The organism is Pseudoxanthomonas sacheonensis (genome assembly GCF_010093305.1).
GTDB lineage: Bacteria > Pseudomonadota > Gammaproteobacteria > Xanthomonadales > Xanthomonadaceae > Pseudoxanthomonas_A > Pseudoxanthomonas_A sacheonensis.
The window spans coordinates 40,169-64,943 of the sequence record NZ_PDWS01000025.1; the positions used below are offsets into that span (position 1 = coordinate 40,169).

22 protein-coding genes and 1 pseudogene are annotated in these 24,775 nt (G+C 66.4%); 4 read left to right on the plus strand and 19 right to left on the minus strand.

Annotated features, from left to right (window positions below):
- The 14 genes and pseudogenes from CSC73_RS17390 to xerD all read right to left on the minus strand — a co-directional run bounded on the left by CSC73_RS17390 (position 1) and on the right by xerD (position 15,373).
- A complete protein-coding gene (locus CSC73_RS17390; protein ID WP_163843053.1) occupies positions 1–801 on the minus strand; it encodes a general secretion pathway protein GspN in 801 nt (266 codons plus the stop codon).
- Complete coding sequence (gene gspM / locus CSC73_RS17395) at positions 791–1,462, minus strand: type II secretion system protein GspM (protein WP_163843057.1); 672 nt, start codon at positions 1,460–1,462, stop codon at positions 791–793. The genes CSC73_RS17390 and gspM overlap by 11 nt, the downstream gene beginning before the upstream one ends.
- A complete protein-coding gene (locus CSC73_RS17400; protein ID WP_163843061.1) occupies positions 1,443–2,585 on the minus strand; it encodes a PilN domain-containing protein in 1,143 nt (380 codons plus the stop codon). Before CSC73_RS17400 ends, gspM begins: the two co-directional genes overlap by 20 nt.
- Entirely contained in the window at positions 2,582–3,436 is an 855-nt protein-coding gene (locus tag CSC73_RS17405) for a type II secretion system minor pseudopilin (RefSeq protein WP_163843065.1), read from the minus strand. Before CSC73_RS17405 ends, CSC73_RS17400 begins: the two co-directional genes overlap by 4 nt.
- Positions 3,433–4,083: a prepilin-type N-terminal cleavage/methylation domain-containing protein gene (locus tag CSC73_RS17410; protein WP_163843067.1), complete on the minus strand. Its 651-nt coding sequence runs from the start codon at positions 4,081–4,083 to the stop codon at positions 3,433–3,435. The genes CSC73_RS17405 and CSC73_RS17410 overlap by 4 nt, the downstream gene beginning before the upstream one ends.
- The gene (xpsI, locus tag CSC73_RS17415; RefSeq protein ID WP_163843131.1) at positions 4,080–4,544 is read right to left on the minus strand and encodes a type II secretion system protein XpsI; all 465 of its coding nucleotides are present in this window, start codon (positions 4,542–4,544) and stop codon (positions 4,080–4,082) included. The genes CSC73_RS17410 and xpsI overlap by 4 nt, the downstream gene beginning before the upstream one ends.
- Before the next feature lie 19 nt (positions 4,545–4,563).
- On the minus strand, positions 4,564–5,079 hold the full coding sequence (gene xpsH / locus CSC73_RS17420) for a type II secretion system protein XpsH (protein WP_163843069.1): 516 nt from the start codon (positions 5,077–5,079) through the stop codon (positions 4,564–4,566).
- A gap of 9 nt (positions 5,080–5,088) precedes the next feature.
- Positions 5,089–5,526: a type II secretion system major pseudopilin GspG gene (gspG, locus tag CSC73_RS17425; protein ID WP_246197563.1), complete on the minus strand. Its 438-nt coding sequence runs from the start codon at positions 5,524–5,526 to the stop codon at positions 5,089–5,091.
- A gap of 81 nt (positions 5,527–5,607) precedes the next feature.
- Positions 5,608–6,822 (minus strand): type II secretion system protein XpsF, encoded by a 1,215-nt coding sequence (gene xpsF / locus CSC73_RS17430; protein WP_163843072.1) that lies wholly within the window; start codon positions 6,820–6,822, stop codon positions 5,608–5,610.
- A gap of 59 nt (positions 6,823–6,881) precedes the next feature.
- Positions 6,882–7,220 carry a GIY-YIG nuclease family protein gene (locus CSC73_RS17435; protein ID WP_163843073.1) on the minus strand — a complete coding sequence of 113 codons (339 nt, stop codon included), beginning with the start codon at positions 7,218–7,220 and terminating at the stop codon, positions 6,882–6,884.
- A 75-nt stretch (positions 7,221–7,295) separates the two neighbouring features.
- On the minus strand, positions 7,296–9,032 hold the full coding sequence (gene gspE / locus CSC73_RS17440) for a type II secretion system ATPase GspE (protein WP_163843075.1): 1,737 nt from the start codon (positions 9,030–9,032) through the stop codon (positions 7,296–7,298).
- 154 nt (positions 9,033–9,186) lie between these two features.
- A pseudogene (gene purL / locus CSC73_RS17445) lies at positions 9,187–13,326 on the minus strand (phosphoribosylformylglycinamidine synthase).
- 89 nt (positions 13,327–13,415) lie between these two features.
- Complete coding sequence (locus tag CSC73_RS17450; protein WP_163843136.1) at positions 13,416–14,240, minus strand: thioredoxin fold domain-containing protein; 825 nt, start codon at positions 14,238–14,240, stop codon at positions 13,416–13,418.
- A 179-nt stretch (positions 14,241–14,419) separates the two neighbouring features.
- Positions 14,420–15,373, minus strand: a complete 954-nt coding sequence (gene xerD, locus CSC73_RS17455; protein WP_163843079.1) for a site-specific tyrosine recombinase XerD — start codon at positions 15,371–15,373, stop codon at positions 14,420–14,422.
- A gap of 140 nt (positions 15,374–15,513) precedes the next feature.
- Here xerD and CSC73_RS17460 point away from each other — a divergent pair, with 140 nt between their 5' ends.
- Complete coding sequence (locus tag CSC73_RS17460; RefSeq protein ID WP_163843082.1) at positions 15,514–15,981, plus strand: RDD family protein; 468 nt, start codon at positions 15,514–15,516, stop codon at positions 15,979–15,981.
- A gap of 93 nt (positions 15,982–16,074) precedes the next feature.
- Here the strand turns inward: CSC73_RS17460 and lptG are convergent, their stop codons facing one another.
- Entirely contained in the window at positions 16,075–17,175 is a 1,101-nt protein-coding gene (gene lptG, locus CSC73_RS17465) for an LPS export ABC transporter permease LptG (protein WP_163843085.1), read from the minus strand.
- A complete protein-coding gene (gene lptF / locus CSC73_RS17470; RefSeq protein ID WP_163843087.1) occupies positions 17,172–18,254 on the minus strand; it encodes an LPS export ABC transporter permease LptF in 1,083 nt (360 codons plus the stop codon). Before lptF ends, lptG begins: the two co-directional genes overlap by 4 nt.
- Before the next feature lie 134 nt (positions 18,255–18,388).
- Between lptF and CSC73_RS17475 the strand changes: the two genes are divergently transcribed.
- The 3 genes from CSC73_RS17475 to CSC73_RS17485 all read left to right on the plus strand — a co-directional run bounded on the left by CSC73_RS17475 (position 18,389) and on the right by CSC73_RS17485 (position 23,327).
- On the plus strand, positions 18,389–19,873 hold the full coding sequence (locus CSC73_RS17475; RefSeq protein WP_163843091.1) for a leucyl aminopeptidase: 1,485 nt from the start codon (positions 18,389–18,391) through the stop codon (positions 19,871–19,873).
- 117 nt (positions 19,874–19,990) lie between these two features.
- Positions 19,991–20,413, plus strand: coding sequence for a DNA polymerase III subunit chi (locus tag CSC73_RS17480; RefSeq protein ID WP_163843094.1), 423 nt, complete (start codon positions 19,991–19,993; stop codon positions 20,411–20,413).
- A gap of 100 nt (positions 20,414–20,513) precedes the next feature.
- Positions 20,514–23,327: a valine--tRNA ligase gene (locus CSC73_RS17485; RefSeq protein ID WP_163843107.1), complete on the plus strand. Its 2,814-nt coding sequence runs from the start codon at positions 20,514–20,516 to the stop codon at positions 23,325–23,327.
- A gap of 100 nt (positions 23,328–23,427) precedes the next feature.
- Here the strand turns inward: CSC73_RS17485 and rimI are convergent, their stop codons facing one another.
- From rimI to CSC73_RS17500, 3 genes are all read right to left on the minus strand, one after another.
- Complete coding sequence (gene rimI / locus CSC73_RS17490; protein WP_163843138.1) at positions 23,428–23,883, minus strand: ribosomal protein S18-alanine N-acetyltransferase; 456 nt, start codon at positions 23,881–23,883, stop codon at positions 23,428–23,430.
- A gap of 47 nt (positions 23,884–23,930) precedes the next feature.
- Positions 23,931–24,335, minus strand: a complete 405-nt coding sequence (locus CSC73_RS17495; RefSeq protein WP_163843110.1) for an alanine acetyltransferase — start codon at positions 24,333–24,335, stop codon at positions 23,931–23,933.
- A partial coding sequence (locus CSC73_RS17500) for a CDP-alcohol phosphatidyltransferase family protein (RefSeq protein WP_425502347.1) occupies positions 24,332–24,775 on the minus strand: 444 nt, incomplete at its 5' end. The genes CSC73_RS17495 and CSC73_RS17500, both read right to left, overlap by 4 nt.

Sequence of the window (24,775 nt, forward strand, 5' to 3'; positions counted from 1 at the left end):
CTACTTGGTCTTGTTCGGGGGAGGCGGGGCTTGGCCCTGCTGGCGGAGCTGCGCGCGCCGCGCTTCGATGCGCTGGCGGATCGCTTCCATCTGCTGTTCGGTGGTCATCGGTGATTCGGCTTGTGGCTGGCTGCCCGGCGCGGGCACCGGACCGGCAGTGTTGGCCGGCGACACCGGCATGGGCCGGGAGGGCGTGGTCATAACCGGCGAGGCAGGCGGCGGTGCTGTCCCCGGTGTCGGAGGCTGCACGGGCGGGGCCGATCCTGGCGAAACGGGCGAGGCGCTGGGGGGCTGGCCGCTAAGCCCGTCGAACACCCGCAGCTCCAATGTACGCGGCCCGTCCGGACCTTGGATCACCACGCTGCGCGGGTGTATTTCGGCCACGCGCCAGCCTTGCGCGCTTTCGGGCGAGTCCCCGATCTTCAGTCGCACCCCTTCCCCGCCCTGGGTCGGTTGCAGGATGGCCATCTGCAGCTGCGGCGTGATCAGCACGCTGGTCAGGACGAAATCGAAAGTCTGCGGCTGTTCGCCGCCTTCCTGGCCCTGGATGAAAAAAGGTTGCGGCTTGCGGCTCTGGGAAAGCAAAGGGCGCGCGGCGATTTCGGAATACTGGGCCAGCGGCCCGAGGCGTTCCGGCGTCTGCTGCGGAAGTTTGGGCAACGCGTTCGCCAGGCTGGGGTCGTCGGCCAGCGGACGAATCTGCCCGCCCATGCCGAACAAGGCCAGTACCCATGCCAGCAATGCCCAGCCCGCCAGCGCGGCCAGCAGCCAGGTGCGCGGACCGAAGGAGTCAATCCGCATCGACCGCTCCTGGCGTAACCGGCGTGGGCGCAATCGCCGGCGCAGCGGAAATGCGCGCAGCGGTTGGCGGCCGCAGGTAACCGTACAGGTCGAAACTGACATCCAGCCCCGCGCTGGACTGCCCCGGCATGAACGAATAACCCATGGTCAGGACATTGAGGTTTTCCACGAACAGACGCGGCGTGCCGCTTTCCAGCGCGTACAGGACCGAGGCCAACTCCGGCGTGCCGCAGCTCAAACGCACCTGCACGACCACGGGCGCGAAGCGTTCGCTGCCGGGCTGGGCCAACGGCGAGCGATTGGTGATGGCGCAGCTGCGGTTGCCCGGACTGGCTTCCAGCACCACCGTTTCCAGGCGTTTCACCAATCCGGCGGTGGCCAGTTCGGGAGTGGCTTCCGGCAGGAAACCCGGACGCTGCGACTGCTGGGCCAGGGCCGCGGCCAGCCCTTTCTTTATTTCCGGGGCCTGCTGCAGCTGGGTGCGCACGCGCAGTTCGCGCTCGCGTGCGCTGTCGATGCGGTCCTGGACTTCCTGCATCGGCGCGGTCCACAGCGGGTGGACGATCAGCAGGTAGGCGAGCCCAAGCGCCGCGGCCAGCAATCCCAGCGCCAGCCAGCGGTCGCGATCGGGGCGGGTACGGTCAGGGCCGGCGGGCGCCATTGGCGGCTCCGGTGTTGGTAGCCGGAGCCGGGGCGGTGGCAAGCTCGGCCGTCATGCTGAAACGGTCGAGCCGGGTCCGCGGATCCGGCTGCAAAGCACCGCTGAGGGCGGGCGCGCGCCATAGCCGGGAGCCTTCCATGCGCCCGACCAGGGCCGAAGCCTCCGGGCTCAAGCCGATCACCAGCAACCGGTCGCCCTCTATTCCGACTTTTTCCAGATAGGTGTTGTCCGGCAACCGGCGGCTGAGCTCGTCCAGTAACTCTATGGTGGTGGGACGCGCCGAACGGGCGCGGTCCAGAAAGGCGGCGCCTTCCACGATATCGACCAGTTGCTGGCGCTGGGCGGCCACGCTGCGGGCTTGCAGGGCGCGTGCTTCGACCTGCCGGGTGAAGGCGTCCGCCGACTCCCGCCGGTTGTCCAGCACCTGCCAGAACGCTGCGGCCACGCCGACCAGCGCAACCGCTCCCAGCACCCAGTTCCAGGTGCGCATCGCGTCGCGGCGGTCGCGGCGCGTTTCCGCCGGCAACAGGTTGACGCCCAGAGGCCGTCCGCTCGCGTCGCTGGCGTCCACGCCCGCCAGCGATCCGGCCAAGCCGCCCAACCCTGCCAGTGCCGCGTCGAAGCGCGCGCGCGGAACCGCTACCAGCTCGGTCTCCAGCTGGCCGTCCGCACGGCGCGCCAGCACGCGCGCATCGAAACGCACGCTGTCGGCGGTGAAAGGAGTCTGACGGTCGACCTCGAAGCCGACCACGTCGCGCAGGCGCTCGGCCGCCGCGGCCGGCAGCAGCAGCCGGCGCTGCAAGGCGGCGGAAGCCGGCAGCAGCAGCCAGCGCGGCAATTTGCCGGTGCGGTTGTCGAGTACGGCGTCCAGTTGTTCCGTTTCCAACGGCAACGGCAGCCAGGCGATTTCATGCAGGCCTTCGGCATCCTGGATATGCAGACGCAGCTGGTCGCCGACCTGGGAAAACAGCAGCCGGTTGCTGGCCAGCCCGAACAGCACGCGCCAGCGCAAAGGCAGCCACGACAGCAGCGCCTGCTTCCACCAGCGGAAAAAGCCGCCCGCTCCGGCGCCGTAACGACGGATGCCCTGTATCAGCGACGGATTTTCCTGCGTGGTAGTCATTGAGGTGCCGTTCCTTCCTGCCAGCGCAACGCGGTATACGCCGAACCCGGTACCGAGCCGCCACCCGCACGCACCACTGTCCGCAATACCGCAACACGGCCATCGTCCAGCCGTGCGCGGCTGTCGATACTATACGTGCCGCTGCCTCCGCCCACGAGCTGCGCTGCGCCAGCGCCGGGTGCGGGGCTTCTGCGGCGCGCCAGATAAGCCGCCGCATCCAGCCCCATCGCAGTCAGCACCGCCGCCTGCGCGTAAGTGGGGTCGGGTTCGCCACGGCCGCTGTAAAGAGTCAGATAAGGCTCCAGCCGGGCATACAGTTCGGGGGTCATGCCCAGCACCTGCTCCACTTCGGCCACGGTTTCGAACGGCGCATCCTTCGCTCCATAAGGCCGTCCCGCCGCCGCATAGTCCGGATCTTCCGCGCCGCCGCCTACCTGGGTGAGCGGATCGGCATCGCGCCAGTCGACGATGGCCGAGGCGATGCGCCCGGCCTGTTCCCGGTCGACGCCCTGCGTCTGCATCAACGCGGCGAGCAGAGGCTGGCCGGCCTGATTGAGATCCACCTTGCCGGTTTCGTCGACGATCTGGAGTTCGACTTCGCTGCCCGCATAGCTCCACCGGTAGCTGCGCCCGTCGGGCAGCCAGCGGGTAGCGGGCTCGGGGTCGGCCAGCCGTACCAGCGAATACTCCACCCCGGCCCGGGCCAATTCCTGGGTCCTGGCTCCGCCGCTCAATATCCTTCCCTGCAGGGCTTCCACCCGCGCGGTCAGGGCGAAGGCGCCGATCAATGCCGTGAGCAAGGCGATCAGCCACAGCACCAGCAACAAGGCGGCCCCGCGTTCGCGCTTCATGGCGGCGGCTCCAGACCCTGGCCGAGTCCGTTGTCCTGGCCGCTGCCCTGCGCAAGCGATACCACCAGGCCAGGCCAGGACCGGCCGTCGACGGACTCGATATCTATCGACACCTGCAGCGGCAGGGACTCGGCCGCGGTCCAGCGTTCCTGCCACTGGCCCAGCTTGCCCTCCTGGTCCAGTCCGCGATAACGGAAGCGCACGGCGCCCAGGTTGTCGGCCAGGATTTCCGGCGGACGCGGCTGCGCCTCGCGCACCGCCCGTCCGGCCTGGACCATGGCGAAGGAAGCCAACAGCTGGCTGCCCCCGTCGGCCACGACCAGATCGTGCAGGTAGGGTCCGCCGCGGCCCAGGTAATCCGGCAGATCGGCCACGAAACGCATGCGTCGCTCTTCGCCGACGAAACGGTATTGCCTCTGCGTGCCGGGATCGACGGCGAAGGCGATGTTCTGTGCCGAGGAGATGCGCCGGCGCAGGAAGCCCTCGACCGCGCGGATGCGTTCGTTGCGTTGGGCGATGCTTTCGCCACGCTGCACCATGGTCGTGGCCGAACGCAAGGTGGCGAAGGCCAGCGCCAAGCCTGCGGCGAGCAATACCGTGGCCAGCAATACTTCGATCAGGGTGAAACCGCGGACGTTGCGGTTCATGGCACGAGCGCCGGGGCATTGACGTCGGCGGGCGCCAGCCGCAGGGTCCGCCAGCGCAGCCGCTGGCCCGCAGCGTCGCCCCACTCCACGTCCAGTTGCAACTGCAGCAGACGCGGTGCGCCAGCGCCAGCGCCGGCCTGTGGCGAACGCTGCTTCAGCGGATCGACATACGGCTCCACTTCCAGCGCCCAGCGATAGCGCCCTTCTTCGAACGTACCCTGCTTCCGCCCCGGCTGCAGGACTTCGCCGACGCCCACCTGGGCCAGCAGGGATTGCGCATGCAGGGTCGCGCGGCCGTTGTCGTCGGCCGTGCGTATCTGCCGCGCCGCGCCCGACAGCGAGCCGAGCAACAAGGTCAGCGCCAGCGCCAGCAAGGCGAAAGCGATGATCACTTCGATCAGAGTGAAGCCGCGCTGGCCGCGCCGGATCGCGCCGACGCGGACGTAACGATGGCTACGCATGGATTTCATCGCGGCGATTTCACGGAGGCGAGCCGCCGCCAGGCGCGCGCGCCAGCCTGACTTCGCCGGTCAGCCAGGCCACGTCGATGCGCCACGCCGCCTTCTTCGCGCTCAGCTGCACCCGGCCGCCGGTGGAGGCGCCATCGGGAAAGAACAGGATGCCGCCTTCGCCCGCGCGCGCCTGCGCTTCGCGTGCGCCGGTGAATTCCACGTGCAGCGACGGCGGGATATTTCCCTGCCTCTGGTTCGGGCCTTGCCAATGATGCCTGGCCGGATCGATCGCGAAACGCTGCGGCTGGCCGGTGGCGATGGCCTGCGCCCGCGCGTAGCGAAGTTGCGCGGCGATCTCCTTGGAGCTCGAACGCAGGCGCATGCCGTCCAGACCGCCGGTCAGCACCATGGCCGCCAGCATGCCGGCGATGGCGATCAACGCCACCACCAGCAACATCTCCAGCAAGGAAACGCCCCGCGCTCTGCGCGGGGCGCCGACCGCGACTTGGCGCAGGCGGATGCGCTGGATGCGGGCCCGCTCCATACAGGGGTTTTATTCGAACTTGATGTCGGCGTTGTAGCTGTCGCCGCCTACCTGACCGTCCTTGCCCAGGCTGATCAAGTCGAACGGCTGCGCCTCGCCGGGGGCGCGGTACTCGATGGGGTGACCCCACGGATCTTTCAGCTCGGCCGCCTTGGCGTACGGGCCCAGCCAGCCATTGGCATTACCCGGCTGGGTGACCAGATCCTCCAGCCGCGAAGGCAGGCTGCCGGTATCCAACTGATAATTTTCCACCTTGCCGGCCAGGGTCTGGATCTGCGACTTGGCCAGATTGGCTTTGCCGCGATCGGCGCCGCCCAGCACGCGGCTGCCGACCAGGGTCAGCACCGCGCCGATCAGCACGATGACGATGATGATTTCCAGCAGGCTCATGCCGCTCTGCGCGGCCGGCGAGGGGGAGCGGGTGATCGAGCGCGAAACTCGCAGCATTACGAAATCCTTGGAATCATGAGGCGGTTAGTGTGGGCAGGGGTCTCTGAACGGGTCGTTTTCCGAGTCGCCAGCGGCCCCTCAGCCGATCGAATTGGTCAGATCGTACAGCGGCACCAGCACGGCGATGATGACTATGCCGACCACCGCCGCCAAGACCAAGGTGATCACCGGCACCAGCGCAGCCAGCATGCGGTCCATGGCCTGGGCGGTCTCCAGTTCGAAGGTGTCGGCGGTCTTCAACAGCATGCCGTCCAGCGCGCCGGATTCCTCGCCGACCTGGATCATCTGCAGCGCCAGTCGCGGGAAGCGCTTGCCCTTGGCCAGCGAGGCCGACAGGCCGTGGCCGTTCTTCACGTCCTCGGCGGCCTGTTCCACGTCGGCGGACAGGGCGCGGTTGCCCAGCACATTGCGGGAGATGCCCAGCGCGGCCAGCAGCGGCACCCCGTTCTTCAGCAAGGTGCCCAGAGTGCGCGCCAGGCGCGCGGTTTCCATCTTCGCCAGCAGCGGACCGACCAGCTTCTTTTGCAGCAGCCAGGCATCGAAACGGTCGCGGAACACCGGGTCGCGGCGCTTGCGGTCGAGCCACCACAGCAGGGCCGCCGGCGTACCGATCAGCACGAACCACCAGTCGCGCACGAACAGACCCAGCGCGAGCACGCCGCGCGTGAACCACGGCAGAGTCACGTCCAGGCTTTCGTACATCAAGGCGAACTGCGGCACCACGTAACCCATCAGGAACAGCAGCGCGAAACCCACCACCACCATCAGGATCGCCGGATACACCATGGCGTTGACCACGCGGCCGCGCATGGCGCGGCTGCGCTCCAGATAGTCGGCCAGACGCTGCAGTGTTTCGTGCATGCTGCCGCCGGCTTCGCCCGCGCGCACCATGTTGATGTACAGCCGCGAGAACGTACCGTGCTGCCGTTCCAGCGCCGTGGACAACGGCGCGCCGCCGCGCACCGCGTCGCGGATATCGGCGATGGTGCGCCGCGCTTTGTCGTCTTCGGGCAGTTCCAGCAGGATGGTCAGCGAACGGTCCAGCGGCTGCCCGGCCCCCAGCAGCGTCGCCAATTGCTGGGTGAACTGCACCAGCCGGTCGCCGGCGAAGGGCTTGGCCTGGAACAGCGAGCGCAGCGAAGTTCCGCCGCCTTCGGAAGCCAGCCTGGCCTCGACCGGCAAATGCCCCTGCTCCTGCAGACGCGCCACCACCTCGCCGTCGTTGGCGGCTTCCATCTGGCCGTCGAGGACTTCGCCGCGGGCGTTGAGGGCTTTGTAGCGGTAGAGGGGCATGAGTATTGTTGGTTGGTGGCTAGGGTTGGTACGTGTTCGCTCGAATTTTTTTTCAGCCGTCATTCCCGCGAAGGCGGGAACCCATGGACGTTGGCTTTCGGCACCTGCCCAGTGATATCCGGCCACAAATCCCGCCATGAAGGATTGCTTTCATCTATCAGGCGAACTTTCCAGGCCCAGTTCCATTTCTTAATGCGCTTCTCTCGCTGGATCGCGGACTCCATTGTGGGATGCAATTCATACCAAACCAAACAGGTCACTTCGTAGCGCTTGCTGAAACCTTCAACTACATGCTCCCGATGCTGCCAGGTCCGGCCGATCAGGTTGCTGGTGACGCCCGCATAAAGCGTTCCATTGCGGCTGCTGGCCAGCAGATAGACGCATGGCTGCTTTTCCATGACACCTCCTTGTACGTCCATGGATTCCCGCCTTCGCGGGAATGACGATCTGATGGTAATCGGGCATGACCCTGATTACGCATCTTCCGTAACCCGCAACACCTCCTCGATGGTCGTCTCCCCGCTCAACGCCTTGACGATGCCGTCCTCGTACATCGTGCGCATGCCCGCATCGCGCGCCAGCTGCTCCAGCTCGCCCATGCCGGCGTGGCGCATCACCGCGCGGCGCAGCTCGTCGTTCATGACCAGGAATTCCATGATGGTGGTGCGTCCCAGATAGCCCGTGGGCGCGATGGCCGAAGCGCGCGGGCGGTACAGGAATATCTCGCCCTGCGGCTGATAGCGGCGCAGGGCGAATTTCTCTATTTCCTCCGGCGAGGCCGGGTACTTCTCCGCGTGCGCCGGTTCCAGCCGGCGCACCAGGCGCTGGGCCAGGATGCCGTTGATGGTGGAAGTCAGCAGGTAATCCTCCACGCCCATGTCCAGCATGCGGGTGATGCCGCCGGCGGCGTTGTTGGTGTGCAGCGTGGACAGCACCAGGTGACCGGTAAGCGCGGACTGTATGGCGATGCGCGCGGTTTCCAGGTCGCGCATTTCGCCGATCATGATGATGTCCGGGTCCTGGCGCACGATGCTGCGCAGGGCGTGCGCGAAGTCCAGGCCGATCTGCGGCTTGGCCTGGATCTGGTTGATGCCTTCGATCTGGTATTCGACCGGGTCCTCGACGGTGATGATCTTCACGTCGGCGGTATTGAGTTTGCTCAGCGCGGTGTACAGCGTGGTGGTCTTGCCCGAACCGGTGGGACCGGTGACCAGCAGGATGCCGTGCGGTTGCTCCAGCACTTTCTGGAACTGCGGCAGGAAGTGATTGGTGAAGCCGAGCTTGTGGAAGTCGAACACCACCGTTTCGCGGTCCAGCAGGCGCATCACCACCGACTCGCCGTGCGCGGTGGGCACGGTGCTCACGCGCAGATCAAGCTCCTTGCCCTGCACGCGCAGCATGATGCGGCCGTCCTGCGGCAGGCGGCGCTCGGCGATGTTGAGCTTGGCCATGATCTTGACGCGGCTGATCACCGCGGCGGTCAGGTTGGCCGGCGGGCTTTCGCCCTCCTCCAGCACGCCGTCGACGCGGTAGCGCACCTTCAGGCGGTTTTCGAAAGGCTCGATGTGGATGTCGGAGGCGCGCAGTTCCACCGCGCGCTGGATGACCAGATTGACCAGGCGGATCACCGGTGCTTCGGAAGCCAGATCGCGCAGGTGCTCGACGTCATCCAGATTGCCGGTGCTCTCGCCGTCGGCGTCCTCCACTATCGTCCCCATCGCGCTGCGGCCCTGGCCGTGCCAGCGTTCGATCAGATCGTCGATTTCCGAACGCAGGCCCACCCAGGGACGCACCGGATAGCCGGTCGCCAACTGCACCGCTTCCACGGCATAGGAGTCGTACGGGTCGGCCATCCACAGATCCAGCCGACCCTGATCCTCGCCCAGCGGGCAGACGTGGAACTGGCGCAGGAAGCGCGGCGAAAGCGGCTGCGTCTCCGGCGGGAATTCCGGCGGCAGTTCGGGTACCTGCTTCAGGTTGAGCAGCGGCAGCTCCAGCACCTCGGCGCAGGTCTCGGCATGGTCGCGCTCGGACACCAGGCCCAGCCGGGTCAGCAGCGACAGCAGGTCGCCGCCGGTTTCTTCCTGCAGACGCCGCGCGCGCGCCAGATCCGCGTCCTTCAGCCTGCCTTTCTCAAGCAAGGCAGCGACGATCCGCTCGTCCGCGCCTGGATTGGCCTGTTGCGTATCGGGGGCAAGCGCTGCGTTCACGCAGTACTCCGTAAGGAACCGGGGCACACTCTAGCAGCACCTGCCCGGGTAGGTCGGGGCTACGCCCCCGACGCACGGACTCGTGCCAAGTCGCTTATACGCGCTGGGTTCCGCCGGTCGGGGGCGTAGCCCCGGCCTACGGACATGGCAGGGGCTATGCGACCCATGACCTCGCGTTGCGGAACATCCGCAGCCAGGGCGAATCGTCTTTCCACTCCCGTGGACGCCAGCTGAGATTGACGCTGCGCAAGGTGCGCTCCGGGTGCGGCATCAGGATGGTGGAACGGCCGTCGTCGCTGGTCAGGCCGGTGATGCCATCGGGCGAACCGTTGGGATTGAGCGGGTATTGCAGCGCCGTGCGTCCGTCTCCGCCGATGAAGCGCAATGCCACCCGGGCCGCGGCCTGATCGGCCGTGCTGTCGAACTCCGCCCGGCCCTCTCCGTGCGCGACCGACACGGGGATGCGCGAACCGGCCATGCCCTGCAGGAACAGCGAAGGCGATTCCACCACTTCCAGCAGGGACAGGCGCGCTTCGAATTGCTCGCTGCGGTTGCGCAGGAAGCGCGGCCAGTGCGTGGCGCCGGGAATGATGTCCTTCAACTGGCTCAGCATCTGGCAGCCGTTGCAGACACCCAGCGAGAACGTGTCGCTGCGCTGGAAGAACGCCGCGAACGCATCGCGCAATGCGTTGCGCTCCAGGATCGAGGTGGCCCACCCACGGCCCGCGCCCAGCACATCGCCGTAGCTGAAGCCGCCGCAGGCGGCGAAACCCTTGAATCCGTCCAGCTTCACGCGCCCGCCGATCAGGTCGCTCATGTGCACGTCGAACGCTTCGAAGCCGGCGCGGTCGAACGCGGCGGCCATTTCGATCTGGCCATTGACGCCCTGCTCGCGCAGGATCGCGACCTTCGGCCGGACGCCCTTGGCGATGTAGGGAGCGGCGATGTCTTCGGCCGGATCGAAGCTCAGCTTCGGGCGTAAACCGGGCGCCGAGAAATCGCGTGCGGATTCGCGCTCCTCATCGGCCGTTTCCGGATTGTCGCGCAGCTTCTGCATGGCGTGGGTGACCGACCACCAGGCGTCGAACAGCTCGTCCCAGCGCCATTGCGCCAGCGTCTGCCCTTCCTGTTCGACGCGGATCACCGGCGCAGTGGTGGGCTTGGCGATGCGCTGCGCGCATTCGGTCAACGCGTGGCGTTCGACCAGATCCGCGAAGGCGGCGCGGTCTTCGGCCGATACCTGCACCACCGCGCCCAGCTCTTCGGCGAACAGAGTGCGGAACGGATCGTCGCCCCACCCGTCCAGTTGGATGTCCAGCCCGCAATGCGCCGCGAACGCCATTTCGCACAGCGCCGCGAACGCGCCGCCGTCGCTGCGGTCGTGGTAGGCCAGCAGCACGCCGGCTTCGCGCGCATCGCGGATGAGTTCGAAGAAATCGCGCAGCCGTTGCGGATCGTCCAGGTCGGGCACGCTGTCGTCCGCATCGCTGCCGCCAAAGGCCGGCAACGCGCCCGCGCCCGCTTCGGGATGGCACTGCGCCAGTACCGAACCGCCGAGGCGCTGCTTGCCTGCGCCCAGGCCGATCAACCACAGATCGCTGTCCTCTTCGCGTGCCAGCAGCGGCGTGAGTTGCTCGCGCGCGTCGGTGACCGGGGCGAAGGCGGTGATGATCAGCGAGACCGGCGAAACGGATTTCTGCGTTGTGCCGGGAATGGGGAATAGGGAATGGGGAATGGAAAAATCGGATGCGGTTACGGCAGCGGCGCTGTTGCTCTTGCTATTCCCGATTCCCGATTCCCCATTCCCGGCTACAACCCATTGCGCCTGCATCGACAGCGAATCCTTGCCGACCGGGATGCTCAGATCGATCTCGGGACAAAGCTGCATGCCCACCGCTTTCACCGCGTCGAAAAGCAAAGCGTCTTCGCCGTCGTGGTTGGCCGCGGCCATCCAGTTGGCGGAGAGCTTGATGCGGTCCAGCGATTCCACCGGCGCCGCGCACAGATTGGTGATCGCTTCGCCGACCGCCATGCGCGCCGAAGCGGCGGCATCGAGCAACGCCAACGGCGTGCGTTCGCCGATGGCCATGGCTTCGCCGACGTAGCCGTCGAAACCCGACAGGGTGATGGCGCAGTCGGCCAGCGGCAGCTGCCAGGGGCCGATCATCTGGTCGCGCGCGGTCAGTCCGCCGACGCTGCGGTCGCCGATGGTGACCAGGAATTGCTTGGAAGCCACCGACGGATGCGCGAGCACGCGCAGGCCGGCGTCGTGCAGGTTCAGGCCCGCCGTTTCCACCGCCGGCCAACGCGGCGCGGGCGGATGCGCGGTGTCGCGGTGCATTTTCGGCGGCTTGCCGAACAGCACGTCCATGGGCAGATCGATCGCATAAGCCCCTCTCCCGTCGGGAGAGGGGTTGGGGTGAGGTTACGGCGAAGTGGAAGTGCTGCCGTACTCCGTACCCTCACACCCCAAGAGTGCTTCCTTCGGGGCGTCCGCCCTTCGGGCACCCCGTATCAAGTACGGGGCAGGCTCTTCTCCCGACGGGAGAAGGGAATCCACAGTGGCGCCATAACCCACAACTAGGCGTTCGTTCGCAGTCGCCACACCCACCGCCGCAAACGGACACCGCTCCCGCTCGCACAGCGCGGCGAATTCCGCCAGCCGCTCCTGCGCCACGCCCAGCACATAACGTTCCTGCGATTCGTTGCACCACAGCTGCATCGGCGACAGCGAAGGATCGTCGCTGGGCACACGGTCCAGGTCGATCACCCCGCCCATGCCGGAATCGTGCAGCAATTCGGGAATCGCATTGGACAGGCCGCCCGCGCCGACGTCGTGGAACCAGCGGATCGGATTGTCCGCGCCCATCGCCACGCAGCGGTCGATCACTTCCTGGCAGCGGCGCTCCATTTCCGGGTTGTCGCGCTGCACGCTGGCGAAATCCAGGTCTTCGGCGGTGTCGCCCGAGGCCACCGAACTGGCGGCGCCGCCGCCCAGACCGATCAGCATCGCCGGGCCGCCGAGCACGATCACCGCGTCGCCGGGCTGCAGACGGGTTTTTTCGACCTGGATGCGGTCGATGGCGCCCAGGCCGCCTGCGAGCATGATCGGCTTGTCGTAAGCGCGGGTCAGCGTCGCGGACTCGGGGAGTTCGAAACTGCGGAAGTAACCGGTCAGGTTCGGGCGTCCGAATTCGTTGTTGAACGCGGCCGCGCCCAACGGACCGTCCAACATGATTTCCAGTGCCGGCGCCATGCGCGGATTCAGCGCGCGCGGCGCTTCCCAGGCTTGCGGCAACGTAGGAATACGCAGGTGCGAGACACTGAAACCGCTCAGCCCCGCCTTGGGCTTGCCGCCGCGGCCGGTGGCGCCTTCATCGCGGATTTCGCCGCCGGCACCGGTACTGGCGCCCGGGAATGGCGCGATGGCGGTGGGATGGTTGTGCGTTTCCACCTTGATGCAGAACGCCGAATCGATCTTCGGCTCGCTGCGGTAGGCGCCATCGGCGCCGGGACGGAAACGCGAGGACGCATAGCCTTCCACCACCGCGGCATTGTCGCTGTACGCCGACAGGGTGTGCTGCGGGGTCTGCGCATGGGTGTGCTTGATCATGCGGAACAGCGATTGCGGCTGGTCCTTGCCTTCCAGGGTCCAGGTCGCGTTGAATATCTTGTGGCGGCAGTGCTCGGAATTGGCCTGCGCGAACATCATCAGTTCGACATCGGAAGGATCGCGGCCCAGTTCGCCGTAGCGCAGGCGCAGATAGTCGATCTCATCGTCGGCCAAGGCCAGGCCCAGCCGCTTGTTGGCCGCCTCCAGCGCGCCCAGCGCGATGCGCTCCAGCGTGCCGCGCGGCGGTGCGGTGAACAGCGCCGCGGCTTGCTCGCGCGCCGAGAGCAGGGATTGGGTCATCGGGTCGTGCAGCAGCTTGGCCAGCGCGGCGGAGTCTTCCCAGCCTTGCAGGTCGATGCGGGTCCCGCGCTCCACGCGCTTGACCGGCAGGCCGGCGCCGCGCAGCAGTTCGGTGGCCTTGCTGGCCCAGGGCGACAAGGTGCCAAGACGCGGCACGATGAAACGCGACTGGGTGTCCTCTGCCGCCGCCACCGGATCGGACGAGGCCTGCAGGATGCGGCCAAGGGTGCCGATGTCGACCTCGGCGCCCGCTTCGGGTTCGACGAAATAGACGTACCAGGCCCCGCGCACCAGCACGGAAGGCGAGACGGACTGCAATCGGGATTCAAGCCGCGCGCGGCGGAACTGCGACAGGGCCGGCTGGCCCTCGAGGACGATCATGTCCGGAACCGGAAGAAACGGGGCTCACTATTGTAGCGAAGCCGGCGCGGGGCCGGCTTCGTCGTGTCGCATTTTGCCCGGAAGGCGGCTTACTGCATGCCGGCCGGCTTGACCGCCTGGGCCTCGCCCGCCAGCTTGTCCAGGGCTTCGCGCATCTTGTCCGGCGGCAGGTATCCGCCCAGCTGGGTTCCGTCCGGGGCGAAAATGGCCGGCGTGCCGGAAATGCCCAGGCGCTGGCCCACGTGGTATTCCATGTCCACCGGCGTGCTCTTGCACGCCCGCGCGGGGACCGGCTTGCCGCCCTTGGCGTCGGTCAGGGCCTGCTTGCGGTCGGTGGCGCACCAGACCGAGATCATGTCGCGGTGGTCCTGGCTGCCCAGGCCCATGCGCGGGAAAGCCATGTATTCGATGGCGATGCCCCGCTTGTTGTATTCGGCGATTTCGCTGTGCAGCTTGCGGCAGTAGCCGCATTCGATGTCGGTGAACACGCTGATGGTGTATTTCGGATTGGGCGGCGCGAACACGATGCGCTCGCTGGTCTTGACGCTCTTGAGCAGGTCCTGGCGGTATTTGGACAACGCCGGGCTGGATTGGGTCAGCTCCTTCTGCGAGCCGATATCCACCACGCTGCCCTGCACCAGGTATTTGCCGTCGTCGCTGATCAGCACCACCTGCCCGCCGATGATGGCTTCACGGAAGCCAGGCAGGGCGGCGGCGCCGATGTAGTCGATCTGCATCTTCGGGTTCAAGGTCAGCAGCGCCTGGCGCGCGCGTTCGTCGGGCGTATTGCCCTTGACCGCCGCAGGCGCCGCTGCCGGGGCCTGCGCCGCCGCTCCGGGTTGCGGGGCCTGTGCGCAAGCGGAAAGACTGGCCAGACCCGGCAGCATGGCGAGGCAGAACAGCAGATGCTTCATGAAGCGGTCCTTTGAGACGTGAGGAATGGGCAGCCAGGGGTTGCGACCGCGCATGGGGCTTTCGAGTTCAATTTTCGCATATCTCGCCGGGTGGCGGTTTTCGCCCTTGCGCCGTCATCGTCGATCGCAACGATGCTTGCCTTGGCGCAATGGTCCGCGCTTGGGCGGATACGCCTGCCTTATCCGCGCGGATGGTGCTTGGCGTGCAGGTGCTGCAGGTGCTCGCGCGCCACCAGCGTGTAGATCTGTGTAGTGGAAAGCGAGCTGTGGCCCAGCAGCATCTGCAGCGCGCGCAGATCCGCGCCATGGTTGAGCAGGTGCGTGGCGAAGCTGTGACGCAGCCCATGCGGGCTGATTTTGCCCGGATCGATGCCGGCGACGGCGGCATAGCGCTTCACCAGCCCCCAGAATTGCTGGCGGCTGGGCGGTTCGCCATCGCTGCCGATGAACAGCCCCGTCCGGTTGTGCTTGCCCGCCAGTTCCGGCCTGGCTTCGGCCAGATATTTCTCCAGCCAGTGCTGCGACTCCTCGCCCAGCGGAACCAGCCGCTCCTTGCTGCCTTTGCCGGTCACCCTGACCACTCCTTGGCGCAGGTTCACTGCATTGGCGGGCAGGTTCACCAGCTCGCTCACGCGCAGGCCGGCGGCGTACATCAGTTCGAACATGGCGCGGTCGCGCAGTCCCAGCGGCGTATCGGTCTGCGGCGCGGCCAGCAGGGCGTCGATCTGGCTTTCGGCCAGGGCCTTGGGCAGCGAGCGCGGCAGTTTGGGCGGGTCGAGCAACGCGGTGGGATCGTCGCTGCGCAGGCCGCGCCGCAGCAGCCACGCGTAGAAGGCGCGCAGCGACGACAACAGGCGCGCATTGCTGCGCGGCGAATAACTCAGCGCAGTGCGCGCGGCGAAATAATCGAAAAGCCCCGCGCGATCGGCCTGCGCCAGCCCGCCCTGCCGCCCATTACGCCAGCGCGCCAGGCCTTCCAGGTCGCGGCGATAACTGGCCAGGGTCGGCTTGGACAAGCCGTTTTCGGCCCAGATCGCATCCAGGAAAGCGGCGATGTCCGCGGCATCGGCATCGGGTACCGGCGGTAAAGCCATGGCCTGGGTGCGGCGATCGGCGGGAGAAGTCGAATTCATCGGCCAAGCATACGAGTGCGCGCGTAGGAGCGACGTAAGTCGCGAACATATTGCCTTGAACGAACCTTCGCGACTTACGTCGCTCCTACGCGTCCCTGCGCGTCCTACGCTGGGTCGGCGCGTCCCGCTATCCTGTGCGCATGAACGACCCACTCGCCGCCACGCCGAAACCCCGCGCCCACATAGGGTGGCGCCTGCTCGCCCTGCTCTACGATTTCTGGCCGGCGCTGGCGCTGTGGATGCTGCTGAGCGCTGCTTTCACCCTCGGTTATTACCTGACTGGCCACGCAGCGCGGCAGAACATCGCACCTTTCAGCGTTTTGCAGATCGCGCTCTGGTTGGCCTGCTGGTTGGTGACGGGCGCTTACGCGGTGATCAGCTGGCGACGCGGCGGGCAGACCCTGGGCATGCGCCCGTGGCGCCTGAAAGTGGTTGCGGCCGATGGCGGTGCGCCAAGCTGGCGGGCGCTCTGCGTACGTTATGCGGTGGCTACTTTTTCGTCGTTGCTGGCCGGTCTGGGATTCTGGTGGGCGTGGGTGGATCGCAAAAAGCTCACTTTGCATGATCGGGCCAGCGGCACACGCATGATCCGGCTGCCGAAAAAATGACGTGGCGCCGTAGGTCGGCCCTACGCGGCCGACGCACGCACGGTTCCAGTTCCCGTACGTCGGGGGGCGCAGCCCCGACCTACCTCGGCGCAACTAACTGCTGCGCCGCCTGAACAACCACGCCGACACCGTCAGCATCACCAGCGGCGGCAACAGATAGGCGATCCAGTAGTCGAACTTGAACGCACCCGCCAGCCGGCTGAACAAGGTCTGCAGCAGCCAGAAGCCCAAGGCGAACAGGATTCCCAGGAACAGCTGTTTGCCCAGCCCGCCGCTGCGCAGGCTGCCGAAGGCGAAGGGAATGGCGGCCAGGCACAGCGCCAGCACATTCAACGGGTAGAACCAGCGGCCCCAGTAGACCTCCTGGTACTCGCGCGCGTCCAGCCCATTGCGCTTGCGGTAATCGATGCTGCGCGCCAGGTCGGTAGAGGCCATGTAGCGCGGCTTGGCGATGGTGTCGGCCAGCGCGGCCGGGTCCAGGTCCGAATCCCAACGCATGCCCAGCAACTGCTGCTGGGTCACCGACCGCGCGTTGAAAGTGGTGCGCAACACGTTCTTCAGCACCCACTTGTCGTCGAAGTTTTCGGCGGTGGTGGCGTGGGAGATCGCGGCCAGCCTGCCGTCGTCGGCCAGCTCGTACAGACGCACGTCGCGCAGCTGCAGCCACTCGCGGCCGTCCTGCACCTTCTTTTCGCCGCCCTGCGCATTGAGGAAAACATTGCCCTCGCGCGCCCACAGCCCCGAGTACGTCGCCGCAGCCGCGTTGTTGGTGATCGCCGAGGTCCTGACCCGATCGGCCTGGGTCTGGCCCCAGCTGCCCACGGTTTCCATGCCGAGCACCATCAGCCCGGTCAGCAGGGCCAGGGCGATGGCGACGGACAGGCTAAGGCGCCGGCGCGACAGCCCTACGGCACGCAGTGCGATCAGCTCGGAACTGGCGGCCAACTGGCCCAGCCCCATCAGCGCGCCGATCACCGCCGCGGTTGGGAACATGGTGTAGGCGCGGCGCGGGATGGTGTAGGCCACGAAAGCCACCGCGTGGCCGAAGCTGTAGCTGCCCTTGCCCAGGTCGTTGAGCTCGCTGGAAATGGCGTTGACCACATCCAGCCCCACCAGCACCGACCACACCAGCAGGACGGTGACCAGGACCACCCGGCCCACGTACAGATCGTGAAGATTGGGACTCAGCCTCATGACGCCTTCACCCGCGAACGCGCCATGCGCCCGTCGCGCAGATAAGCCCAGAAACCGAACGCCAGCAGCGGCAGGGTCAGCCACCAGAGCCCCAGCGCGCCGGGCACCTTGCCGTCGGACAGCGCCTGGGTGCCGATGTACATCAGATTGGTGCCGACCAGATAGGCCAGGAAGCCGAGCATGATGCGCCCATAGCGCGCCTGCCGCGGCGAGCTGCGCGCCAGCGGCAGCGCGATCAGCGCGAACGCCAGCGCCAGCAGCGGCGGGGTAAGCCGGTAATGCAGCTGCGCATTGGCGTCGGTGCGCTTGTCGCCGAACAAAGCCAGGGTGGGCAGCAGCTCGGGGTCGGTCTCGGCGCGCACATCGGCCCGGTCCGGCAGCGCGAACTCGTTGCTGGCGAAGCGCATCAGATTGAAGTCGCGACCTGCACCCAACGGGCCTTCCACCCGGAATCCCTCGTTGAGCCGCATGTAGCGGTCGCGCTGGCCTTCGAAAAACATCTCGCCCGTGCGCGCGGTCACCACGTCCAGCCGGTCGCCTTCCTGGCGTTGCACGAACACGCGCTGCAATTTCGTTCCATCGGCCGAAATTCCGCCGATATAGATGACGCTGCCGTTGGGCAGCATGGTGAACCTGCCCGCGTCCAGGCCGGCCACGACCAGGCTGCGGTTGGCGTGCTCGATCATGCGCTCGCTGGTCCGGTCGGCCCACGGCCCCAGCCACAACGACAGGGCGCCGATCACGGCCACCACCGGCACCACCAGCATCAGGAAGGGCTTGAGCATGCGCCCCGGGCCGACCCCGATCCCGGTCAGCACGGGCATTTCCGAATCGCGGTACAGGCGTGCGAAAGCCAGCAGAAGGCCGAGCATCAGCGCCAGCGGCAGGATCACCGGCAGATAGTTCAGCAACTGCAGGCCCATCTGCGAGATCAGAAGGTTCGCCGGAATCCGCCCTTCGGCGATGTTGCCCAGCAAATCGGCCATTACCCCGCCCAGGCTCACCACCAGCAGCACGATCAGCGTGGCCAGGAAGCTCTGGGTGAATTCGCGGAAGAGGTAGCGGTCCAGCTTCGCCATGGGGGTTGGTTTACAATCTCGGGTTCGTTCGCTGGGATTGGCCGCGGTTTTCTGCGGTCCGGCGCGGTCATGCCGCAGCCTGAGGACCCGCGATTGTACGGAACTCGCCACCTAATGATCTGGGAATCTGCTCAATGGCACTGGAATTCACCCTGAACCACGACGCGCCTGCTTCGGCGGCCTTCGACTGCGTCGTGGTAGGCGCCTACGGCGACAAGACCCTGACACCGGCCGGGCGGGCGCTGGACGCGGCCAGCGGCGGCAAGCTCAACACGCTGGTCCAACGCGGCGATGTGAGCGGCAAGACCGGCAAAACCACCCTGCTGCACGACCTTCCGGGCATTGCCGCACCGCGCGTGCTGGTGGTCGGCCTGGGCGAGGCGGCCAAGTTCGGCGTTCCGCAATACCTCAAGGCCGTGGGCGACGCGACGCGCGCGCTGAAGGTCGGTCCTTCGGCCAACGTGCTGTTCACCTTGTCCGAACTGGAAGTGAAGGGACGCGACAACGCCTGGAACATCCGCCAGGCCGTGATCGCTTCCGATCACGCCAGCTACCGCTACACCGCCACGCTGGGCAAGAAGAAGACCGACGACACCGGCCTGTCCACGCTGTCGGTCAGCGGCAAGGACGCGCAGGCCCTGGCGCACGGCGAAGCGATCGCCGCCGGCGTCGCCTTCGCGCGCGAGCTCGGCAACCTGCCGCCCAACATCTGCACCCCGGCCTATCTGGCCGAACAAGCGCAGAAGTTCGCATCCGAACACGAAGGCGCCGAATCCGAGATCCTGGACGAAGCGCAGATGGAAACCCTGGGCATGGGTTCGCTGCTGGCGGTCGCGCGCGGTTCGGCCAATCGCCCGCGCCTGATCGTGCTCAGGTGGAACGGCGGCAGCGGCGACGCCAAGCCGTTCGTGCTGGTCGGCAAAGGCATCACCTTCGACACCGGCGGCGTCAACCTGAAGACCCAGGGCGGCATCGAGGAAATGAAGTACGACATGTGCGGCGCCGCCAACGTCATCGGCACGTTCGTGTCGGCGGTGAAGATGAAGCTGCCGTTGAACGTGGTGGTGGTGGTGCCGGCGGTGGAGAACGCGATCGACGGCAACGCCTACCGCCCTTCCGACGTCATCACCAGCATGTCCGGCAAGACCATCGAAGTCGGCAACACCGACGCCGAAGGCCGCCTGATCCTGTGCGACGCGCTGACCTACGCGCAGCGTTTCGAACCCGAAGCGCTGCTGGACGTGGCCACCCTGACCGGCGCCTGCATCGTGGCCCTGGGCCGCTTCGCCACCGGCCTGATGAGCAAGCACGACGACCTGTCCAACGAACTGCTGGCCGCCGGCGAAACCGTATTCGACCGCGCCTGGCGCCTGCCGCTGTGGGACGAATACCAGACCCAGCTCGACTCCACCTTCGCCGATGTCTACAACATCGGCGGCCGCTGGGCCGGCGCCATCACCGCCGGCTGCTTCCTGGCGCGCTTCACCGAGAACCAGCGCTGGGCGCACCTGGACATCGCCGGCGTAGCCAATGACGAAGGCAAGCGCGGCATGGCCACCGGCCGGCCGGTGGGTCTGCTGACGCAGTGGTTGCTGGACCGCGCAGCGGTCGGGAATTGAGAGTAGGGAATAGGGAATCGTGAAGAGCAAAGCGTTTCCGCCATCAGCTTCGACTTGGGGAACAGCGGCTCTTCGCTGTTTCCATTCCCGGTTCCCCATTCCCCATTCCCTGCCCTGATGCCGCGCGCCGATTTCTACCTGATCGCGAAGCCCCGCTTCCTGGAAGAGCCGCTCAAGCTGGTCTGCGAACTCGCGCGCAAGTCCTACGACGCCAACCTGTGGACGCTGGTGCTGGCGCGCGACGCCGAGCAGGCCGAACAGATCGACGCGCTGCTGTGGGAGCTGGACGACGACGCCTACATCCCGCACCAGATCGCCGGTGACGAGGAAGACGAACTGACCCCGGTGCTGATCGCCACGCCCGACGTCGATACGCCCGCACGCGCACTGGTGATCAACCTGCGCGACGCGGCCTTCGACGGCCCTTGCGAACGCATCCTGGAAGTCGTACCCGCCGACGAATCCGCGCGCGAACCGCTGCGCGAACGCTGGAAGCAGTACAAGGCGCGCGGGTACGACGTCAGCAAGCACGATATGTAAAGCCGGGAACAGGGAATGGAGAATTGGGAATCGTCCCTGTCCCATAGCCTGCCTTTCCTATTCCCTGTTCCCTGTTCCCTATTCTCGATTCCCAAGCTTTATGACCGACCTCGCCCCCAGCTACGACCCCAAATCCTTCGAAGCCCGCCTCTACGCCGAGTGGGAAGCCGCCGGCTATTTCAAGCCCAGCGGCAAAGGCGAGCCGTACACCATCCTGCTGCCGCCGCCCAATGTCACCGGCACGCTGCACATGGGCCATGCCTTCCAGCAGACGCTGATGGACGCGCTGGTGCGCTACCACCGCATGCGCGGCTACGACACGCTGTGGCAGGTGGGCACCGACCATGCCGGCATCGCCACCGAGATGGTGGTCTCGCGCAACCTGGCGCTGGAAGGCAAGGGCGAAACCCGCGACTCGCTGGGCCGCGAAGGCTTCATCGAAAAAGTATGGGAATGGAAAGCGCAGTCCGGCGACACCATCGAACGCCAGATGCGCCGTCTTGGCACCTCGAGCGACTGGTCGCGCAGCGCGTTCACGATGGATCCGATGGCGTCCAAGGCGGTGATCGAAGCCTTCGTCAGACTGCACGAAGAAGGCCTGATCTACCGGGGCCAGCGTCTGGTCAACTGGGATCCGGTACTGAAGACCGCGATCTCCGACCTGGAAGTGGAGAATGTGGAGCAGGACGGTTTCCTGTGGTCCATCGCCTACCCGCTCAGCGACGGCAGCGGCACGTTGACCGTGGCCACCACGCGTCCGGAAACCATGCTGGGCGATTCGGCGCTGGCGGTGCATCCGGAAGACGAGCGCTACGCGCACCTGGTCGGCAAGACCGTGAAATTGCCGTTGACCGAACGCGAGATTCCGATCATCGCCGACACCTACGTCGAACGCGAGTTCGGCACCGGCGTGGTCAAGATCACGCCAGCGCACGATTTCAACGACTACCAGGTCGGCATGCGCCACAACCTGCCGCTGATCAACATCCTCACTCCGACGGCCGCCATCAACGATGCGGCACCGGAGAAGTACCGCGGCCTGGACCGCTACGAAGCGCGCAAGCGGATCCTCGCCGATCTGGAAGACGCGGGCCTGCTGGTGGAAACCAAGCCGCACAAGCTGCAGGTACCCAAAGGCGACCGCACCGGCCAGGTGATCGAACCGTATCTGACCGACCAGTGGTTCGTGAAGATGGACGGACTGGCTGCGCGCGGATTAGAGCTGGTCGAGAACGGTGCTGTGAAGTTCGTGCCCGCCAACTGGATCAACACCTACCGCCACTGGATGGAGAACATCCAGGACTGGTGCATCAGCCGCCAGCTGTGGTGGGGCCATCGTATTCCGGCGTGGTTCGATGAGAGCGGCAATATCTATGTCGGCCGCGACGAAGCGGAAGTGCGCGCGAAGAATTCGCTCGGCAGCGAAGTGGCGCTTTCGCAGGACAACGACGTGCTGGAAACCTGGTTCAGCTCGCAGCTGTGGCCGTTCAGCACCCTGGGCTGGCCCGATCAGGCGGCGATGGCCGAACGCGGTTTCGACCGCTATCTGCCCAGTTCGGTGCTGGTCACCGGCTTCGACATCATCTTCTTCTGGGTCGCGCGCATGATCATGGCGACCGACCATTTCACCGGTGAAGTTCCCTTCAAGGACGTCTACATCACCGGCCTGATCCGCGACAAGGACGGGCAGAAGATGTCCAAGTCCAAGGGCAACGTGCTGGACCCGCTGGACATCATCGACGGCATCGCCCTGGAAGATCTGGTCGCCAAGCGCACCACCGGCCTGATGAAGCCCACCGATGCGCCCAAGATCGAGAAGGCCACGCGCAAGGAATTCCCCGACGGCATCATGGCCCACGGCGCCGACGCGCTGCGCTTCACCATCGCCGCACTGGCCAACCACGGCCGCGACATCAAGTTCGACATGGGCCGCGCGGAGGGTTACAAGAATTTCTGCAACAAACTGTGGAATGCGACGCGCTTCGTGTTGATGAATACCGAAGGCTTCACCCTTCCCCTGCTCGCGGGGGAAGGTGCCCGAAGGGCGGATGGGAGCGCTCTTGATTTTTCTCCAATAACCGACGCCGAGAAGTGGATACTGGCGCGCCTGGCCAAAGTTTCGGCCGAGGCTGAAACCCACTACGCCAGCTACCGCTTCGACCTGCTTGCTCAAACGCTGTACGAATTCGCCTGGAACGAATTCTGCGACTGGTTCCTGGAGTTGACCAAACCGGCCTTGAACGGCGACGACTCGGCCGCTGCCGACAGCACCCGCCACACGCTGCTGTACGTGCTTGAATCGCTGTTGCGCCTGCTGCATCCGCTGACGCCTTTCGTCACCGAAGAGCTGTGGCAGCAGGTCGCCCCGCGTCTGGGCATCGAAGGCGGCACCATTTCGCTGCAGCCCTATCCGGAAGCCGCCGACTACACCGGCAACGATTACGCACAAGCTGAAATCGACGTGGAATGGTTGAAGGACATGGTCTCGGCATTGCGCCGGGTGCGCAGCGAGCTGGGCGTGTCGCCCGGCAAGCAGGTGAGCCTGCTGCTGCAGGGCGGCAACGACAACGACCGCAAACTCGCCGATCGCTACGCCTCGCAACTTTCTTTCCTGCTCAAGCTGGAAAGCATCCAATGGCTGCAGACCGATGCGCAAGCGCCTGCGGCGGCGGTAGCCATCGTCGGCGAGCTGAAGCTGCTGGTGCCGCTGGAAGGGTTGGTCGACCTGGATGCCGAACGCGCGCGCCTGGACAAGGAGATCGCCAGGGTCGCGGGCGAGAAAGAGAAAAGCGAAACCAAGCTGTCCAAATTCAGCGACAAGGTGCCGCCCGCGGTGATCGAACAGGAACGCCAGCGGCTGGTCGATTGGAGCAACCAGCTGGCCGGCTTGCTCGAACAACGCGCCAAGCTTTGAATCCCAACACAGCCCGTGGGAGCGGCGTCCCGCCGCGAGCTTTATGATCTCTGCATCTCTAGATAAAAGCTCGCGGCGGGACGCCGCTCCCACATAGTTCCTACAGCGCAGGCATCCGGTCGATATCTTCGCCCACCAGCTCCATCGCCATCACCAGCGCATCCTCGCGTCCGTCGCGCGCGGGGTAGTAGCGCGGACGCCTTCCGATCTCGTTGAAGCCTTCGTCGTGGTACAGCGCGATGGCGTTGGGATTGGAAGGGCGCACTTCCAGAAAGATGCGCGCGGCGCCCAGGTCGATGGCCAGCTTGACCAGCGACCGCAACAACTGACGGCCGTGACCGCGGCCCTGGCGCTCCGGCGCGACGCAGATGTTCAGGATATGCGCCTCGTCCGCCGCCACGCTGATGACTGCGTAACCGATGGGCAGGCCGTGCTCCTGCAGAACCCAGGCGGGATAACCGGCGGCCAGGCAATCGCGGAAGATGCCGCGCGTCCACGGGAACGGATACGCGCGCTGCTCGATGGCCAGGATGGAGTCCAGGTCCGACTCGCGCATCGCGCGCAAGCCCACGTCGGCATGCCCGGCGTCGACAGCGACCGCGCTCACGGCGAGCGCTGCCTGCGCAAAGCGCGCAACTGAGGCCACAGGGCACGCTTGGCCGCGGGATTGCCGCGCAGTTCGGAGGAAGGGGGCCAGCTGGCGATGATCGCGGCCGCGTCCTCGGCATTGGGATTGCAGCCCGAAGCGCGGATCAGCGCGAAATGCAGCTTGTCCGGCAGGCGCGAAGCGGCGCGCCGTGGCGGAGCGGCGACGCGCGCGGGGGGCGTGGCTTCGGGCTCGGGCCTGCGGCGCACGGGGGCGACGGGCTGGGTGGTTTCGCGCTGCGGCGTGACGGATTCGACCGCAACGGCAACCGCGGCCGGCGCTTCCGCCGCGCCCTGCACATACAGCGTGTGGCCCAGCGCAGTCAGCCACTCATGCTGTTGCGACGACCACAGCTCGCTCACGGCGTGATCTCCGGCATCTTGCGCCAGCGTCTCCACAGCCAGAATCCCGGTCCCGAAAACGCATAGACCACGCCGATGGCCAGCAGCGCGCGTGGCAGGTCCATCGCCAGCACCGCGATCACCACCGGCACCAGGAACAGCGCATAGAAGGGAATGCGGTCGGCCTTGGCCCCGCCCTCCCCGCTGCCCTTGAAGCTCCAGAAACGGATGCGGCTGACCATCAGCAGCGCGGAGGCTATGGTCACCCCCAGCGCCACATAGCGCAGCTCCTCGCCGCTCCAGCCCAGATCGCCATCGGCGAAGGCCCAGACGAAGGACATCATCAATCCGGCCGCGGCCGGACTGGCCAGACCGATGAACCAGCGCTTGTCCACCGTGCCGACCTGCGTATTGAACCGGGCCAGGCGCAGCGCCGCGCAGGCCGCATAGAGGAAGGCGAC